We start from the raw sequence: 17418 nt of genomic DNA, 5'->3' as shown, positions 1-17418 counted from the left end.
CATGAAGACGGAATTCACCGAACAGCAACTCCAAGACCCCGGTATCGCGCGGGCAAACGAAATCCTGCGCGCCTGTGTCCATTGCGGGTTCTGTACCGCGACCTGCCCGACCTATCAGGTGTTGGGCGATGAACTGGACAGTCCGCGGGGCCGCATCTATCTGATCAAGGATATGCTGGAGAGCGGTCGGCCTGCGGACGAAAAGACCGTCAAACATGTGGACCGGTGCCTGTCCTGTCTGGCCTGCATGAGCACCTGTCCCTCGGGCGTGCATTACATGCATCTGGTTGATCATGCGCGCGCCCATATCGAGGCCACTTATCGCCGCCCGTTCAGTGACCGCGCGCTGCGCTGGGTTCTGGCCAAGGTTCTGCCCTATCCCACGCGGTTCCGTCTGGCCCTGTTGGGCGCGAAAATCGCGCGTCCCTTCCGCGCCCTTATGCCCGATGCGCGGTTGCGGGCGATGCTGGACATGGCACCCAAACAGATCCCGCCGGTCAGCCGTAATGACGATGCCCAAGTGTTCCCCGCGATTGGTGAACGCAAAATGCGTGTCGCCCTGATGACCGGTTGCGCGCAAAAGGCGCTGAATACTGATATCAACGACGCCACGATCCGGTTGTTGCGGCGGCTGGGCTGTGACGTGGTGATCGCCAAGGACATGGGGTGCTGTGGTGCCCTGACCCATCACATGGGCAAGGTGGACGACAGCCATTCCGCCGCCGCGCGCAACATCAAGGCGTGGATGGCCGAGGCACAAAACGGTGGTCTGGACGCCATTGTGATCAACACCTCGGGCTGCGGCACGACGGTCAAGGATTACGGCCATATGTTCCGCAATGATCCCTTGGCGGATGAGGCGGCGCAGGTGTCCGCGCTGGCCATGGATGTGTCCGAGGTTCTGGCGAAACTGGACATCCCCGCCGATGTCGCGCCCAAGATGCGGGTGGCCTATCATGCGGCCTGTTCCCTGCAACACGGGCAACAGATCAAGACGACGCCCAAGGACCTGTTGCGCAAGGCAGGGTATGAGGTGGTCGAGCCCGCCGACAGCCACCTGTGTTGCGGCAGTGCGGGGACCTATAACCTGATGCAGCCGGAAATCTCGGGTCAGCTCAAGGCGCGCAAGGTGCGCACGTTGGAGGCCAAGTCGCCGGACGTGATCGCGGCGGGCAATATCGGGTGTATGATGCAGATCGGCTCTGGCACAGAGGTGCCGATCGTGCATACGGTAGAGCTGTTGGATTGGGCGACGGGCGGGCCGAAACCGCGCGCGATCACCGAAGTTCAGCCATAATCCTGCCCCATAGGCGCGCTATGACGGGGGCAACAAGGGGACCCCGAATGCATCTGCGACGCCTGATCATGACTGTTGTTTGCGCCACGCTGTTGTCCGGCGTGGCGGCCAGTGCGCAGGGATTGCGCGATCTGGCGACGGGCGATGACAGCAAGGGCTGGAACGCCGTCGGGCGTCTCAATCTGGGCGATTGGGGGTTTTGTACAGGGGCGCTGATCGCCGAGGATCTGGTCCTGACGGCGGCGCATTGTCTTTATGACGAACGCACTGGCGGCTTGGTTCAGGCGTCTGATCTGGAATTTCGCGCGGGCTGGCGCAATGGTCGCGCCGAGGCGTTTCGCGGTGTGAAGCAGGCCGTGATCCACCCGCGCTATAGCTATGGCAATAACGACGATACGATTTCGAGGGTGGCCAATGACATCGCCATTCTGCGCCTTGATCGCCCGATCCGTTTGCCCAGCATCACGCCCTATCCCATCGGCGACCGCCCGCGCAAAGGCGATCAGGTCGGTGTCGTGTCCTATGCCCAAGAGCGATCTGAGAGCCCCGCGTTGGAAGAGGCCTGTGATGTGCTGGCCGGTCGTCCGGGGGTGTACATGTTGTCGTGCGATGTGAATTTCGGGTCCTCTGGCGCGCCGATTTTCATGCATGACGACGGCGAATGGCGCATCGTTTCGGTGGTGTCGTCCAAAGCGACGGTCGATGATCGTCAGGTCGCGCTGGGCAGTGCGACCAAAGGATCGCTGCCGCTGTTGCTGGACCGGTTAAAGATGGGCGAAAACGTGTTTTTCACGGCGACGCCGGTCGTGCGCCGGTTTGGTCAGGGTGCGTCGGCACAGACCTCTGGCGGGGCGAAATTCGTGCGTCCCTAAACGCGCGCACCGGGGTCTTGAAACCCCGAAAATCCATTCCCACATTGAGGATGCGGGCGCCAATAGGGCCCGCGAAATGACCAAGGTCCCGTCCATGCGGAGGGGCCGTACCATACATCGCTCAATGGAGGATGACCTATGCGAAACTATGATCTTTCGCCGCTTTACCGTGCCACCGTCGGTTTTGACCGTGTGGCCGATTTGATGGACCGCGTGCTGGCCGGTGAAACCACCCAGCCCACCTATCCCCCCTATAACATCGAAAAAACCGCCGATGACGCCTATCGTATCACGTTGGCCGTAGCGGGTTTTTCGGCCGAGGACCTGACCGTCGAGGTCAAGGAAAACGCCCTCGTCATCGCCGCCAAAAAGGCCGAGGACGACGCGCCCCACAGCTATCTGCACCGTGGCATCGCCACCCGCGCGTTCGAACGCCGGTTCCACCTTGCCGATCACGTCAAAGCCGTTGGCGCGACGCATAAGGACGGGTTGCTGCACATCGATCTGGTGCGCGAAGTGCCCGAAGCGCTCAAGTCCCGCCGCATCGAAATCACCCGTGGCGGTCAGATCGAAGGCAAAGCCGTCGAGACCGCCGAGGTCTAATCGCATAGCTGCGAAATATGGAAATGAAACGCAGCCCCCAAAGGAAACTTTGGGGGCTGCTTTGTTTGTCAACGCGCCGTCATTCCGATCAGCTTGGCGTTGACCGTTTCCGGCTCGTTTGAGAACGTGTGGCCATGAAAAATATTGAACACATGACCTTGGAACAGTTGGAAAAAGACGTTTGGCCAGAGCCTGGTTTCCAATCAAACCTGACCATGACCTGCTACGAACTACGCAAAAAGGAACTGTCCAAGTTCACGGTGGAAGATCTGCGCATCATGCTGGGTCAATCCATTGGTGCAAAGTATTTGCTTCCGATGGCGATAAAGATTTTAAAGGAAAATCCGTTTGCCGATGGTGACTTTTATGAGGGGGATTTGCTGGACGCCATTTCAAGGCACCCCAAAGATACGCATTTTCTGACACCCCCCGAGAAAGAAATTTTGGCTGGTGCTTGCGAAGTCGTGCTTGCGTCGAACACACTGCCCGTCAAATCGGGGCCGCAAGTCGAAGAGTTGCTGCAGTACATACGTGGCATAAACGAGCGTTTCAATTGAGCTGACAAAACCGCCGTTGATCCGCGCAATGGCAATGACAGCTAACGGAACACTACATTGTTGCTGTAATAGCTCCCCGCCAGTACGAGTATTCAATGACCTTTATTCTGACCAGCATGGCAAACAGTTCCAGCGACCTTCAACTCAGGAACATAGACTGGCGGCCCGTAGCTTCCGAAATTGTTCGGGCAGGAATTATAGACGACGAGCGAGGACAGACGCTTGCGTACCATCTAGGTACACAAGTGACCCCGTCAGAGGCGGCTGCGATCTGCGAACACCTGACGAGACTTATCAGCGCTGACGCTCTTCCAGATGACATTGACAAGAAGACGGCGGCGTTTGTGGCGAAATTCGCCGGAGCATCATCTGGCTTTGACGTTAGCTAGCTGCGGTTTCAGACCTGCCATTCCGGCAGCCCGCAGCATCGGTCACTCTGGGCTCAAAGCGGTCAATGGCTGCGTCGCGTGTTTCGGGATGACGCGGGCCGGTTTGCAAAAGGAAAAGCGGGGCCGGGGCCCCGCTTTGTTGTTTTTGTTGGATTGGCGCGCTTGATTAGCGGACGGCGCCAATCGACCAGAAGAAGGTTTCGCCCGAGCTGTCGTCGACACCGTCGTTGTCGGTCGAGACGAACATTTCACCGGCGGGGGTGATGGCGAGGCCTTCGACCTTGTCCACGACATAGCCGTTGTAGGCGGCCAGATCGGGGATCAGGTCGCGGACCAGTTCCTTGGACACGGTGGGCAGATCGCCGCCCAGCGGGGCCGCAACCATGTCAGTCGCCGGAATGCGGTAGACCGATTTCACGGCGGCGTTCGCGCCGATCTGGTTGTCGCGTTCGATGACGTAGAACCAGTCACCGTCGGCCACGATTTCCGACAGACCGACCCAGCCCTTTTCGGCCGCGTTCGTGGGATAGCGCACGGCGCCCCATTCTTCGGTCTCGATGTTGTAGGACACCAGTTTCACGGTGTTCTCGGGGTCGTTTTTCCACTGACGCTGAATAGCGATCCAGAGGGTGTCGCCGACGCGGGTGATGCCCTCGGACGCCCAACGCTTGGACACGTCCAACAGTTCGGCAGGGAAGGGGATTTCCTTTTTGATCTGGCCCTTGGCGTTCACGTTATAGATCGCGTGGGGGACCAGGCGGTCGGGGCGGCCCTCAGAAGCGATCCAGAACCCGCCTTTGCCGTCCAGCGTGATGCCTTCCATGTCCAGTTTCTGGGCGGGGAAGCCTGCGCGCGTCACCTCGGTTGCGGCAGTGATGCGGGCCGGTTTGGTCGAGGGATCGATGGTAAAGATCGTGGGCTGGTAGCCATAAAAGCTATCGTTGACCGCGTAGATCAGGCCGTTTTCGTCGGCAACCATGCCCGACAGCGCGCCCCAACCGATCAGGGTTTCGGCGCCGGCGGAGGTCAGCGTCGGGTAGACCGGCGCGGCGTCCTGATATTCGAAAAGCATGACGTGGCTGCGGATGCCGCCATCCTCAATCAGGTCGACCTCATTTGCGGAAACCAGCAGGTTACGCTCGGGGATGGCGACATAGCCTTCCGGTCCGATGCCCGAGGCGAGGATCTGTTTCAACACTGGGTTGGCCAAATCGGTGACGTCATAAACGCCCACGGCCGAGCCGCGCTCCGACCCGACGAACACATAGGGTGTGTCGCCAAAGGTGGCGGTTTCGATCGACTCGGGCTCAACCCCTTTGCTGTCCGAGCGTTTGTCGGGGTAGTGGCCGATCTGGATCAGGGCGTGCTCGAACGAGGTGCCGGATTCATAGACCACGGTGCCGTTCTTGTTGAAGATGGTCCAGCCGCGGGAGCCACCCTCATAGTCACCTTCGTTGGCGGTGGCGAAATGGTTGTCGTCGATCCATTTGACCGCATCGGGTTCGCGCTTGCGGCCCTCTTGGGTTTCGGTGAAACGCAGCGCGCCGCGCTCATCCGTGGCGTCGATGCCGGTCAGGTCAACCGCACCGGCGGAGAAATGGTTGATGACGTGACCCTGTGCGTCGACAACCGCAAGGTGGTTGTTTTCCTGCATCGTGACGACGGTTTCGCCAAGGCCGTTGACGTCCACGAACTCGGGTTCGGGGTCGGTGGGGGCGACGTCGGCCAGACCGGTCATGTCGGCGGCGACGTGTCCGTCACAGGTCAGGTTGCCGTCGGTGATGCGGAACATGTCCAGCGTCCCTGCAGGGGCCTGCGGGATGATGCCGTCGTTCAGGTCTTCGTCACGCTCGTTTTCGATGGCGACCACGACGAACGAGCCGTCCTTGGACAGGGCGATCGAGTCCGGCTGACCCGAGGTGGCACAAGAGGCCAGTTCTTCGCCCGATTTGACGTGGATCGCCTTGAGCATCCCCGAGGGCGACACAAAGTCGGGCGAGGTGTTCACGCCGACAAAGGCCACGTCGCCCAGAACGGCAACCGAGGTGGGCTCACCCGGCAGGGCGATGTTGCCGGCGGGTTTGGGGGCGTGGGGATCGGTGATGTCGATGCGACCCAGAACCTCAAGCGGGCTGTCGGTATAGACAAGCATCATGCCGTCGGCGGTGACGTCGATGATCTCGGCCGAGCTTTCACGTTCGTGATCCTCGCCAGCGGCCATGTTTTCGACGGTCGAAAAGGCCGAGATGCGGTTGAAGTTCATTTCGGCATGTGCCGCACCAGCGCCAAGCGCCAGAGCCGAACACGCCATCAGCAGACGATGCATGATATGTCCCCGTGGGTTGCGAATGGTAAATCCGTCTTGCAGGTGCACGCGGGACGTTTCGGTTTGGTGACGGAAATGTTTCGGATTTATGAAATCCTGAATTTATGTCAGCATGATTGACTTACCTTGCGGAATCGGCACAGATACGCCATCGGAGGATGCCATGAATCTGCAATCCATTTTTGCCAGTCGTATATCGGGCATGAAAGCGTCCGAGATCCGCGAGCTGCTCAAGCTGTTGGATCAGCCCGACATCATTTCTTTTGCTGGCGGGATCCCCGATCCGGCGCTGTTTCCGCAAGAGGCGTTTCAGGACGCGATGCAGGCGGCACTGACTGGGGCGACGGGGCGGGTGGCCCTGCAATACGCGCCGTCCGAGGGGTATTTGCCCCTGCGCCAATGGATCGCGGATCATATGGGCACGCTGGGCATTCCTTGTGATGCGGATAACATCCTGATCACGGCGGGCTCGCAACAGGCGCTGGATTATCTGGGCAAAATGTTCCTGAACAAGGGCGACACGGCGCTTGTGGGCTGGCCCACCTATCTGGGCGCGCTAGGGGCGTTTAACGCCTATCAGCCGCGCTATGACCGACTGGACCCAAGCGCGAACCGCCCTGTGACCGACATCATGGCCGATGCGGCGGCGGGGGGCGGCACGGTGAAATTCGCCTATGTCTCACCTGACTTCGCGAACCCCACCGGCGTGACCTTGAACGCCGTTCAGCGCGGCGCGATTTTGGACATGGCCGCGCAGATGGATTGCGCGGTGATTGAGGACGCGGCCTACCAATCCTTGCGCTATCGCGGCGATGACATTCCGCCCCTGTTGGCGATGGATATCGAGCGTTCGGGCGGGATCGAAAACACGCGCACGGTGTATCTTGGGTCGTTTTCGAAAACCCTGTCGCCCGGTTTGCGGGTGGGCTGGGCCGTGGCGGCGAAACCGGTGATCCAACAGATGGTTCTGTTGAAACAGGCGGGCGATCTGCAAACCGCGACGTTGAACCAGATCGCGATCGCCGATGTAGCGCGCCGCGTGTTTGACCCGCATATCCGTGTGCTGCGCGAGGCTTATGGCACGCGGATGCAGGCGATGCTGGCCGCGCTCAGCCGCACCATGCCCGAGGGCGTGACGTGGACCGATCCGGATGGCGGCATGTTCATCTGGGTGACGTGGCCCCGCGCGATGGACGCCAAGGTGGTGTTGCAAAACGCCCTAGCGGCCAAAGTCGCCTTTGTCCCCGGTCAAGCGTTTTTCGCGGACGGGTCGAACGAAAACTCTCTGCGCCTGAACTTTTCACTGGCGATCGAGGACACGATCAACACCGGCATTGAACGTCTGGCCGGTGTGATTGCAGACATGATGTGAAAAAGGCCGGGTGCGATGCCCGGCCCTTTTGAAGTGCGTTCACTCTGCCCGTCAGACCGACATGCAGATGTATTTCAGCTCCAGATAATCCTCGATCCCGTGGTGCGATCCCTCGCGCCCTAGACCCGATTGCTTGACGCCGCCAAACGGCGCAACCTCGGTCGAGATGATGCCGGTGTTCACGCCGACAATCCCGTATTCCAAGGCCTCGGCGACCTTGTAAACGCGGCTCAGGTCATTGGCGTAGAAATACGAGGCGAGACCAAAGATCGTGTCATTGGCCATTTCGATCACATCATCCACCGTGTCGAATTTGAACAACGGGGCAAGGGGGCCGAACGTTTCATCCGTGGCAAATTGCATGTCCTGCGTCGCGCCGGTCACGATGGTCGGCTCAAAGAACGTCCCGCCGAGGTCGTGGCGTTTACCGCCTTGGATCACGGTCGCGCCTTTGGCGGTGGCGTCGGCGATGTGCTCTTCGACCTTGTCGACGGCCTTGGGCGTGATCAGGGGGCCCAAATCCGCACCGTCAAAGCCGCTGCCGACCTTCATCGCGGCGACGGCGGCGGCCAGTTTCTCGGCAAAGGCATCATAGACCCCCGCCTGTACGTAGATGCGGTTCGCGCAGACACAGGTCTGGCCGTTGTTGCGGAACTTGCACATGATTGCGCCCTCGACCGCCGCGTCCAGATCGGCGTCGTCAAACACGATGAACGGCGCGTTCCCGCCTAGTTCCATGCTGCACTTCATCACCTGCGCCGCTGCTTGTTCCAACAGGATCCGACCCACCCCGGTTGACCCGGTAAAGGTCAGTTTGCGCACGGTCGGGTTTTCGCAGAACTCCTTGCCCATGCCGATCGCGTCGGTGGTGGGCAGGATCGACAGAAGACCGGCGGGCAGGCCCGCGCGCTCGGCCAAGACCGCAAGGGCCAGCGCCGACAGGGGCGTCTCTGCCGCGGGTTTCACAACGGCGGCACATCCGGCGGCCAAAGCGGGCCCCACCTTGCGCGTGATCATCGCGTTGGGGAAATTCCACGGCGTGATCGCGGCCACAACGCCGATGGGTTGCTTGATCACGGTGATGCGTTTGTCCGCCTGATGGCCCGGAATGGTTTCGCCATAGATGCGGCGCCCTTCCTCGGCGAACCAGTCGATGAACGACGCGCCATAGGCGATTTCGCCGCGCGATTCCGCCAGAGGTTTGCCCATCTCGGCGGTCAGGATGATCGCCAGATCCTCTTGGTTCGCCATCATCAGATCATACCAGCGGCGCAGGATCACCGCGCGATCCTTGGCCGTACGCGCGGCCCAGTCCTTTTGCGCAATGCGGGCGGCCTCAATCGCGGCGGCGGTGTCGTCGCGGGTCATGTCCGGAACGGCGCAAATTACCTCAGCCGTGGCCGGATCATCGACATTGAACGTCGCGCCCGATTGCGATTGCACCCATTTCCCCGCCGAATAGGCGTCCTGCACCAGCAGCGTTTTATCAGATAGACGATCGATCAAAGCGGTCATGGTGTTCCCTTCCTTTGGGCCAAGGCAAATCACGCGCGGCCCGCCATGTCCATATGATCATGCGAACCGCATGGGGTCATTTTTACGTTAGGTCATTTTCCGCGCAGATCATCCGCCAAACCGCTGGGACCATGCGGGTTGAACATCGTTCTCTGCTGGTGTCGCGGCATAAGCACCCCGCGCCACGGCGCGCGACAAACAGGTCGCTGCCGCCTCGCCAATGCGTAAAACATCGTAATCCGGCGCGGCCACTTTGCGCCGCCCACTGGCCGCCGCAAACACCAAATCACCGTCAAACATCGTATGGCTGGGAATAATCGCGCGGGACAATCCATCATGCGCAGCAACGGCCACGCGATGCGCCTGCGCCTGCGTTAGATCGGCGTCGGTTGCCACAATCGCGATGGTGGTGTTCTCAGGGCGCGCGCCCTTGATCACAGTTTCGGCCAGCGGGTCGTTCCGCCCGATGCCACGCCCGCCAAACTCGCCCCCGATTTCAAACGGCGCGGCCCAAAACTCCGGCCCGCCACCCATCAACGGGCTGCCTACTGCGTTTACCGCCACCATGGCCCCAACGGTGATCCCGCTTGGCAAAACCACGGACGCGGTCCCGAACCCGCCCTTTACATCGGCACAGGTCGCCCCCAACCCCGCACCGACACTACCAATCGCGACATCGGCCCCGACGGAGGACACGGCGCGCCGCCCCAAATCCGCGTAAAACCCGTCACCGAAATCCTTCTCCCCGCCGTTCAGCAAATCAAACAGGATCGCCGCAGGCACAATCGGCACCCGCATGTCGCCGACGGCATAGCCGCGCCCCATCTCGCGCAGGGCATGCGCAACCCCGCTCGCCGCCTCAAGCCCAAGCGCCGAACCGCCCCCCAACACCAACGCATCGACCTTTTGCACCAAACGATCCGGTGCCAACAGGTCCGTCTCACGCGTCCCCGGTGCGCCGCCCATCACATGGACCGCCGCCACAAACGGGGCATCCGACATCAACACACTGACCCCGGTTTTGACCCGCGCATCCCCCGCGTGACCGACCAGAAACCCGCCAACATCCGTAATCGCATTCCGTGGCCCGGGACCCATCGCACACTCCTCTCTTCATCTTGGCAAAAATACTCAACGGCCCAGACCTGACCAACGGCGCGCCGCGCGGCAAAGGCCCTGAAACTGTGCACCGAAATTCCACCTCCGCCAATGGGCCTCACGCGATGCAAAATTCCTTGCCAAACTCCACGCCTTCGGCAAATCTCGCCCCAAGCTGTGGCGATGGCGTCGCCACGGGGTCCCTGCACCCCCGCTTGGCAGAGGTATCTGCCTGTCGTCCTGAACGCCGGGACCTTTTTCGCGGTGCGCCGCAAAAGGCGCCCGTTTCAGGAGGTCATGATGACACAACCAACCGTTTCAACCCGCACTGAATTCTATCGTTTGCACAACGGGCAAAAGGTGCCGCTGCCCTTTGCCGATCAGGAATATGAAAACCGTCTGATGGGGCTGCGCACGATTATGGACCGCACCGGCGTTCAGGCCGTGGTCCTGACGTCCATGCACAACATCGCCTATTACTCGGGGTTCCTCTACTGCAGCTTTGGCCGCCCCTATGGCCTTGTGGTGACGGCCACCGAAGCCGTAACGATCAGTGCCGGTATCGACGCGGGTCAGCCGTGGCGCCGCTGTTACGGGGACAACATCACCTATACTGACTGGGGCCGGAATAATTTCTGGCGCGCGGTGCGCTCGGTCGCTGGCACGGGCCGCGTGATCGGGGTTGAGGGCGATCATATGACCATGGCTGCGCGGATGCTGGTGGATGAGTTCCTGTCCCCGTCCCAAGTCATCGACATCGCGCCCGATACGATGCGCCAACGGATGCACAAATCCCCCGCCGAACTGGACCTGATCCGCGCGGGCGCGAATGTGGCGGATGTGGGCGGCTATGCGATCCGCGATGCGGTGGCCGTGGGCGCCCGTGAGATCGACGTCGCTATGGCAGGTCGCGACGCGATGGAACTGGAAATCGCGCGCCGTTTTCCCGATGCCGAATATCGCGACACATGGGTGTGGTTCCAATCGGGACTGAACACCGACGGCGCGCATAACCCCGTGACCGCGCGGGCGCTGGAACGCGGTGATATCCTCAGCCTCAACACTTTCCCGATGATTTCGGGCTATTACACCGCGCTGGAGCGCACGATGTTCGTGGGCGAGGTCGATCAGGCCTCTCTGGACATCTGGCAGGCCAATATCGGCGCGCATGAATTGGGCATGTCGCTGCTGAAACCCGGTGCGACCTGCGCCGAGGTCACGCATAAGATCAACGATTTCTTTGCCGAGCGCGACCTCTTGCAATACCGCAGCTTTGGCTATGGGCATAGCTTTGGCGTTCTCAGCCACTATTACGGGCGCGAGGCGGGGCTTGAACTGCGCGAGGATATCGACACCACCCTCGAACCCGGCATGGTCATTAGTATGGAGCCGATGCTGACCATTCCCGAGGGGCAGGCGGGCGCGGGGGGCTACCGCGAACATGACATCCTGATCATCACCGAAGACGGGGCCGAGAACATCACAGGCTATCCCTATGGTCCCGATTTCAACGTCGTAGGTTGATCCCTGCGTGGGGGCGTTTCGGCGCCCCCGAATGCGCCTAACGTCACGCTTGCACCCCCATTCGAAACCTATGGATAATGCGAAAGGGCTGTTATTTCTGCAACGCAGCGCTATAACACGCCGACGCAAAAGGATGGGAGGACAGCCTGTGAGCGCCACCAATGTGATCAAATCCCTGACCGCCTCGGACATCCGCGGCATGAAGGGCGATACGCCGATTGTCTGCCTGACGGCCTATACCACGCCCGTGGCGGAAATCGCGGACACCGCCTGTGACCTGATCCTTGTCGGGGACAGCGTGGGTATGGTGTTGCATGGTCTGCCCTCGACCTTGGGCGTGACGATGGACATGATGGTCATGCACGCCAAGGCCGTTGCCCGTGGCACCAAGCGCGCCCTGATTGTCGTGGATATGCCCTTCGGCTCGTACGAGCAAAGCCCCGAGCAGGCGTTCGAAAACGCATCGCGTTTGATGGTGGAAACCGGCTGTGGCGCGGTCAAGCTGGAGGGCGGTGTCGATATGGCCCCGACCATCGCGTTTCTGGTCAAACGCGGCATCCCCGTGATGGCGCATATCGGTCTGACCCCGCAGGCGGTGAATACCTTTGGCGGGTACAAGGTTCAGGGCCGTGGCGATGATGGCGACCGTCTGATGGCGGACGCCCGCGCCGTGGATGAGGCCGGTGCGTTTTCGGTGGTCATCGAAAAGGTTCCTGCGTCCTTGGGCGATAAAATCACCGCCGAGATTTCTATCCCGACCGTGGGCATCGGTGCGGGTGCCGGTTGTGACGGTCAGGTTCTGGTTGTGGATGACATGATGGGCATGTTCACGAACTTTAAACCCAAGTTCGTCAAACGCTATGCCACCGTCCGTGCCGAGGGCGAACGCGCCGTGGCTGAATACGCCGAAGAAGTGCGCGCGCGCACCTTCCCTGGCCCCGAACATACCTTTGCCGACGAGGTCAAGAAATGAAACGCATCCGCGTTTTGAGCGAACTGCGTGCGCTGAACCGCACGTGGCGTTGTGATGGCGCAACGGTGGGGGTCGTCCCGACCATGGGCGCGCTGCATCAGGGGCACCTCAGCCTTGTGAAACAGGCCAAGGCCGCCTGTGACCGCGTCATCGTGACGGTGTTTGTGAACCCCAAACAGTTCAACAATGCCGAGGATCTGGACAAATATCCCCGCACCGAGGACGCCGATGCCGAGGCATTGGCCCCGTTTGATGTGGATGTGATGTACCTGCCGACGCCGGATCAGATTTACCCCGACGGGTTTTCCACCAACGTGTCCGTCAGTGGCGTCAGCGAGGGCCTGTGCGGCGCGCATCGCCCCGGTCATTTCGATGGCGTGGCGACGGTTGTGGCCAAACTGTTGCTGCAAACCGGTGCGGATCGCGCGTTTTTCGGGGAAAAGGATTTCCAACAGCTGCAGGTCGTCAAACGTCTGGTGCGTGATCTGGACATCCCGACCGAAATCGTCGGCTGTGCCACCGTGCGCGAAGAGGACGGTCTGGCCCTGTCGTCGCGCAACGTCCGCCTGTCCGAAACCGCGCGCAACACCGCGCCGCGTCTTTATGCGATCCTGCAGGATGTCGCGGATGAGTTGCGCCGTGGGGCCACCGCCGAGGCCGCGATCTATACCGCCAAGGCCCGTATCGAACTGGCCGGTTTTTCCGAGGTCGAATATCTGGAACTGCGCGCCGAGGATGGATTGACCCCGACGACGGTTCTGGATCGGCCCGCGCGCCTGTTGGTGGCGGCGTGGCTGGACGGGGTGCGGTTGATCGACAACATCCCCGTCGCGCCCTAGGGCGTCTCGGACCCTTCGGGCAACAACAATTCGGCCAGCGTCAGGGCCATGACCTTGGCGCTGTCCACCATGTCATCAATCCCCACATATTCGTCGGGCTGATGCGCCAGATCCAGAATGCCCGGACCATAGGCGATGCAATTGTGCAGCCGCCCGATCCGGTCGATATGTTTCTGATCATAGGTGCCGGGCGAGACGACAAACTCCGCCTCACGCGACAGGACCTTGGAAATCGCACCGGCGACCGTGCGCACGATCGGGGCGTCCTGATCGGTCATCGTGGGTTGCACTTCGAACAGATCGCGGATGTCATATTCGAATTTCGGGCGCGTTTTCTTGATCTTTTCCAACATTCCCGTCAATTCGGCCTTCACCTCGGTCAGGTCTTCCTCGATCAGGAACCGCCGGTCGATGACGATGCGACAGCGGTCTGGCACACAGGGCGCGGGCAGGCCGGTATAGTCGGGCCCCTGATCCGGTTCGCCCCCGTGGATCGAATTGATATTCAGCGTCGATTGCCGCGCCCCTTCGGGCACCACGGGCATGGCGGTGGTTTTTGTGGCCAACAGCGGGAACAGCGTCTGTTCCATCTCGTCAATCACCGCCCCCATATGGCGCACGGCGCAATCGCCCAGAAACGGCATGGACCCGTGGGCGATACGGCCCTTGGTCTCGATCTCGGCCCACCAGACGCCGCGATGGCCCAGACAAACGCGGTCCTTGTTCAACGGTTCGGGGATGATCACGTGCTGGACCCGCTGGGGTGAAAACCAGCCCTGCTCGGCCAGATAGGCCACCCCGCCATAGCCGCCGGATTCCTCATCCGCGGTCGCGCTGATTTCAATCGCGCCAGCGTAATCGGGATGGGTGGCGATAAAGGCCTCGGCGGCGATGATGCTGGTGGCCAATCCGCCCTTCATGTCACAGGACCCGCGCCCGTAAACACGCCCGTCGCGCACGGTTTCGCCGAACGGATCGGTGGTCCAGCCATGGCCGACCTCAACCACGTCGTGATGGCTGTTGAAATGCACGCAATCCCCCGCGCGCGGCCCCGTATGACGCGCCACGATGTTCCAGCGCGGGTAGGTCTCGCTATCGGCAGGGGCGCCATGCGCGCGGATCAGATCGACCTGAAAGCCCAGTGGTTCGAACCGCGCCGCCAGCATCTCACATATCTCGCGGTACCGCGCACCGGGCGGGTTCAGCGTCGGAATACGCAACAAATCCTGTGTCAGCGCGATCAGATCGTCGCGCCGGGCGTCAATGGCGGCATGCAAGGCGGATGTGGGGGCGGTCATGATGCCAACCCTAGTCACCGATTTGCCGCGCGTCTATCGCCCCGTGCGCGCCCCACGGGCATTTGTGATGTCCCTTACGTGATCCCGCGCTATGGTCGGGACGAATTGAGTACACGGGGGCGATATGCGCTTTGTTCTGATCCTGATTTTGATCTCGGCGGCCTTGTATTTCGCGGTGCGCCTGTTCTGGGCGTCCACCCAGACCGAGCGGTGGGAGGACATCGCGGATGAGCGGATTGCCAACGGCACCCTCGCATCCGAGGCGCGCGAGGACTATATCGAACAACAACGGCGCAGCGCGAAGCGATCCATCCTGTGGCGGATGATGTGGATGGTGGCGGCCATTCCGGTCGGGGTGGTTGCGGCGTTGATTTTTGTGATGAACTTTTGACGGGATGTTTGGCGAATGCGCTATGTGAAATGGGGTTTGGTGATCAGCGTGCTGCTGCTGATCTTGGGGTTTTTCCACTATACGTTGCCCCAGCGCGATATCGTGCGCATCGTCAACACCGAGGTGCGGCGCGTGGATTTCGGGGCGAACTCGATCTTTTGGGCGAATTCGGACACGGGCGCGGATGGCACGACCGTCAACCGCGACGTGCGGTTCATCGAAACCATCGACCCCGATGGCAAACCGATTGTTTACCGCAATGAGGACACCGGTTGGGGCTGGCCGCCGTATTTCAAGCTGGATAGCTCGAACCTGCAGGCCGAGGCGCGCGATCTGGTCTCGACATCCGAGGCGCCGAAGTGGGTGGCTGTGCGCCATTACGGGTGGCGCAACGAATTCCTGTCGATCTTTCCCAATGCGGTTGGTGTGAAACCCGTTGCCGGTCCCGATGTGCGCCTGTTCCCGTGGGGCAATGTGGTGATCCTGTCCGTACTGGCGATTGCCCTGATCTTTGTCTGGCGCGCGTGGGTCCAGTTCCGTGAGCGCACCATCGACCCCCTCTGGGACGACGCCGAGGACGCGATGGACGCGGTCGATCAAAAGGCCGATCAGGCCAAGGCCCGCGCCCGCGGTCTGTGGTCGCGTGTGCTGGGGCTATTCCGCAAAAAATGATCAGGTCCGCGCGTCGGCCTTGATCATATCGGCGGCTTTTTCGGCGATCATGATGGTTGGCGAATTTGTGTTGCCCGAGGTGATGCGCGGCATGATCGACGCATCGACCACGCGCAGGCTCTGTACCCCGTTCACGCGCAGGCGTGGGTCCACCACCGCGTTCGCGTCCGTGCCCATCCGCGCCGTTCCGACGGGGTGAAAGATGGTCGAGGCGATGTCGCCCGCGCCTGTGGCCAGTTCGGCGTCGGTTTGAAACGCGGGGCCCGGTTTGAATTCCTCGGGCGTATATTGGGCCAGCGCGGGTTGGGCCATGATATCGCGGGTCAGTTTGATCGCGCGGGCGGCGACGATGCGGTCGCCCTCGGTCGACAGGTAATTGGGTTGAATTTCCGGCTGCGCGGTCGGATCGGTCGAGGTGATGCGCACATGGCCGCGGCTTTCGGGGCGCAGGTTGCAGACACTTGCCGTGATCGCGGGGAAGTCATGCGGGGCCTGTCCAAAGGCCTCAAGCGTGACGGGCTGTACGTGGTATTCCAGATCGGGCGTCGCCACATCGGGTGAGGAATAGGCGAAGGCGCCCAGTTGGCTAGGGGCCATCGACATCGGGCCCGACCGGCGCAGGGCGTATTCCAGACCGATCTTGGCCTTGCCGAACAGGGTCGCGGACATGGTGTTCAGGGTCAGGGCATTCTGCACCTTATAGGCACAGCGGATTTGCAAATGGTCTTGCAGGTTGCCACCCACATCCGGGGCGCCGTGGCGCACAGTGATCCCGTGTTGGCCCAGAACATCCGCCGGACCGATCCCCGACAGTTGAAGCAGTTGGGGCGAGCCGATCGCGCCCGACGACAGGATGACCTCGCCATTCGCGGCGACGGTGGCCGGTGCGCCCTTGTGGCGGAATTTGACCCCGCTGGCGCGCATGCCGTCAAACAGGATTTCCTCGGCCTGTGCGTGTGTCACAACATGCAGGTTCGGGCGGTTCTTGGCGGGGCGCAGGAACCCCTTGGCCGTGGACCAGCGCCAGCCTTTACGCTGGTTCACCTTGAAATAGCTGACGCCATAGTTGTCGCCACGGTTGAAATCGGCGGTTTCGGGGATGCCCGCCTGAACCGCCGCATCGCGCCACGCGTCAAGGATGTCCCAGCGCAGGCGCTGTTCCTCGATCCGCCATTCGCCGCCGGTGCCGTGTTCGTCGTCCGCGCCGCCGTAGTAATCCTCGGATTTCATGAAATAGGGCAGGACATCGTCCCACGACCAGCCGTCATTGCCCATCTGCCGCCAGCCGTCGTAGTCCGCCGCCTGACCGCGCAGATAAAGCATCCCGTTGATCGACGAGCACCCACCCAGAACACGGCCACGGGGATAGAGCAGGGATCGACCGTTCAACCCGTCACAAGGCGCGGTTTTGAACCCCCAGTCGGTGCGCGGGTTGCCGATGCAATAGAGATACCCGACGGGGATGTGGATCCAGTGGTAATTGTCGCGCCCGCCCGCCTCAAGCAGCAGGACCTTGGTCTTCGGGTCCTCGGACAACCGGTTGGCCAGAACACAACCGGCCGAACCTGCCCCGACAATCACATAATCAAACGCGCCGAAATCTTTCATCACACCCTCCCGCTTTGACGTGATCAAAATAGAAATCGGGGGGCGATTTGAACTAACGGTTTTGCACATATTATGTCTATAAAC

15 protein-coding genes are annotated in these 17418 nt (G+C 61.3%); 10 read left to right on the top strand and 5 right to left on the bottom strand.

What is annotated here, in order from left to right; all coding sequences use genetic code 11:
- The first annotated feature begins 1 nt into the window (after window position 1).
- The 4 genes from glcF to R1W00_RS14495 all read left to right on the top strand — a co-directional run bounded on the left by glcF (window position 2) and on the right by R1W00_RS14495 (window position 3329).
- Window positions 2–1297 (top strand): glycolate oxidase subunit GlcF, encoded by a 1296-nt coding sequence (glcF, locus tag R1W00_RS14510; RefSeq protein ID WP_317263482.1) that lies wholly within the window; start codon window positions 2–4, stop codon window positions 1295–1297.
- Window positions 1298–1344: 47 nt separating this feature from the next.
- On the top strand, window positions 1345–2169 hold the full coding sequence (locus R1W00_RS14505) for a trypsin-like serine peptidase (RefSeq protein WP_317263481.1): 825 nt from the start codon (window positions 1345–1347) through the stop codon (window positions 2167–2169).
- 138 nt (window positions 2170–2307) lie between these two features.
- Entirely contained in the window at window positions 2308–2772 is a 465-nt protein-coding gene (locus R1W00_RS14500) for an Hsp20 family protein (RefSeq protein WP_317263480.1), read from the top strand.
- 134 nt (window positions 2773–2906) lie between these two features.
- Window positions 2907–3329, top strand: a complete 423-nt coding sequence (locus R1W00_RS14495) for a contact-dependent growth inhibition system immunity protein (RefSeq protein WP_317263479.1) — start codon at window positions 2907–2909, stop codon at window positions 3327–3329.
- A gap of 555 nt (window positions 3330–3884) precedes the next feature.
- Here the strand turns inward: R1W00_RS14495 and R1W00_RS14490 are convergent.
- Window positions 3885–6047, bottom strand: a complete 2163-nt coding sequence (locus R1W00_RS14490; RefSeq protein WP_410901563.1) for an esterase-like activity of phytase family protein — start codon at window positions 6045–6047, stop codon at window positions 3885–3887.
- 160 nt (window positions 6048–6207) lie between these two features.
- Between R1W00_RS14490 and R1W00_RS14485 the strand changes: the two genes are divergently transcribed.
- A complete protein-coding gene (locus R1W00_RS14485; RefSeq protein WP_317263477.1) occupies window positions 6208–7416 on the top strand; it encodes a PLP-dependent aminotransferase family protein in 1209 nt (402 codons plus the stop codon).
- A 51-nt stretch (window positions 7417–7467) separates the two neighbouring features.
- On the opposite strand, the gene R1W00_RS14480 is transcribed toward R1W00_RS14485, so the two are convergent.
- On the bottom strand, window positions 7468–8931 hold the full coding sequence (locus R1W00_RS14480; protein ID WP_317263476.1) for an NAD-dependent succinate-semialdehyde dehydrogenase: 1464 nt from the start codon (window positions 8929–8931) through the stop codon (window positions 7468–7470).
- A gap of 108 nt (window positions 8932–9039) precedes the next feature.
- Window positions 9040–10029 carry a P1 family peptidase gene (locus tag R1W00_RS14475; RefSeq protein WP_317263475.1) on the bottom strand — a complete coding sequence of 330 codons (990 nt, stop codon included), beginning with the start codon at window positions 10027–10029 and terminating at the stop codon, window positions 9040–9042.
- Window positions 10030–10329: 300 nt separating this feature from the next.
- Here R1W00_RS14475 and R1W00_RS14470 point away from each other — a divergent pair, with 300 nt between their 5' ends.
- The 3 genes from R1W00_RS14470 (at window position 10330) to panC (ending at window position 13365) form a co-directional block, all read left to right on the top strand.
- Window positions 10330–11553, top strand: a complete 1224-nt coding sequence (locus R1W00_RS14470) for an aminopeptidase P family protein (protein ID WP_317263474.1) — start codon at window positions 10330–10332, stop codon at window positions 11551–11553.
- A 148-nt stretch (window positions 11554–11701) separates the two neighbouring features.
- Complete coding sequence (panB, locus tag R1W00_RS14465) at window positions 11702–12526, top strand: 3-methyl-2-oxobutanoate hydroxymethyltransferase (protein ID WP_317263473.1); 825 nt, start codon at window positions 11702–11704, stop codon at window positions 12524–12526.
- The gene (gene panC, locus R1W00_RS14460; RefSeq protein ID WP_317263472.1) at window positions 12523–13365 is read left to right on the top strand and encodes a pantoate--beta-alanine ligase; all 843 of its coding nucleotides are present in this window, start codon (window positions 12523–12525) and stop codon (window positions 13363–13365) included. The genes panB and panC overlap by 4 nt, the downstream gene beginning before the upstream one ends.
- Here the strand turns inward: panC and R1W00_RS14455 are convergent.
- Window positions 13362–14663: an acetylornithine deacetylase/succinyl-diaminopimelate desuccinylase family protein gene (locus tag R1W00_RS14455; RefSeq protein WP_317263471.1), complete on the bottom strand. Its 1302-nt coding sequence runs from the start codon at window positions 14661–14663 to the stop codon at window positions 13362–13364. The two genes, panC and R1W00_RS14455, sit on opposite strands and share 4 nt — an antisense overlap.
- A gap of 124 nt (window positions 14664–14787) precedes the next feature.
- On the opposite strand from R1W00_RS14455, the gene R1W00_RS14450 reads away from it, so the two are divergent.
- Together R1W00_RS14450 and R1W00_RS14445 are read left to right on the top strand one after the other, a co-directional pair.
- A complete protein-coding gene (locus R1W00_RS14450) occupies window positions 14788–15054 on the top strand; it encodes a hypothetical protein (RefSeq protein WP_317263470.1) in 267 nt (88 codons plus the stop codon).
- A gap of 15 nt (window positions 15055–15069) precedes the next feature.
- Window positions 15070–15726: a DUF1523 family protein gene (locus R1W00_RS14445; RefSeq protein ID WP_317263469.1), complete on the top strand. Its 657-nt coding sequence runs from the start codon at window positions 15070–15072 to the stop codon at window positions 15724–15726.
- On the opposite strand, the gene R1W00_RS14440 is transcribed toward R1W00_RS14445, so the two are convergent.
- Window positions 15727–17334 carry a choline dehydrogenase gene (locus R1W00_RS14440; protein ID WP_317263468.1) on the bottom strand — a complete coding sequence of 536 codons (1608 nt, stop codon included), beginning with the start codon at window positions 17332–17334 and terminating at the stop codon, window positions 15727–15729. It abuts the gene before it with no gap.
- Window positions 17335–17418 lie beyond the last annotated feature (84 nt).

This window comes from Rhodovulum sp. FJ3 (assembly GCF_032918305.1).
Taxonomy (GTDB): domain Bacteria; phylum Pseudomonadota; class Alphaproteobacteria; order Rhodobacterales; family Rhodobacteraceae; genus SAT37.
Note: the sequence above shows the minus strand (reverse complement) of the source record. Positions and strands in the feature narration are given on the sequence as shown.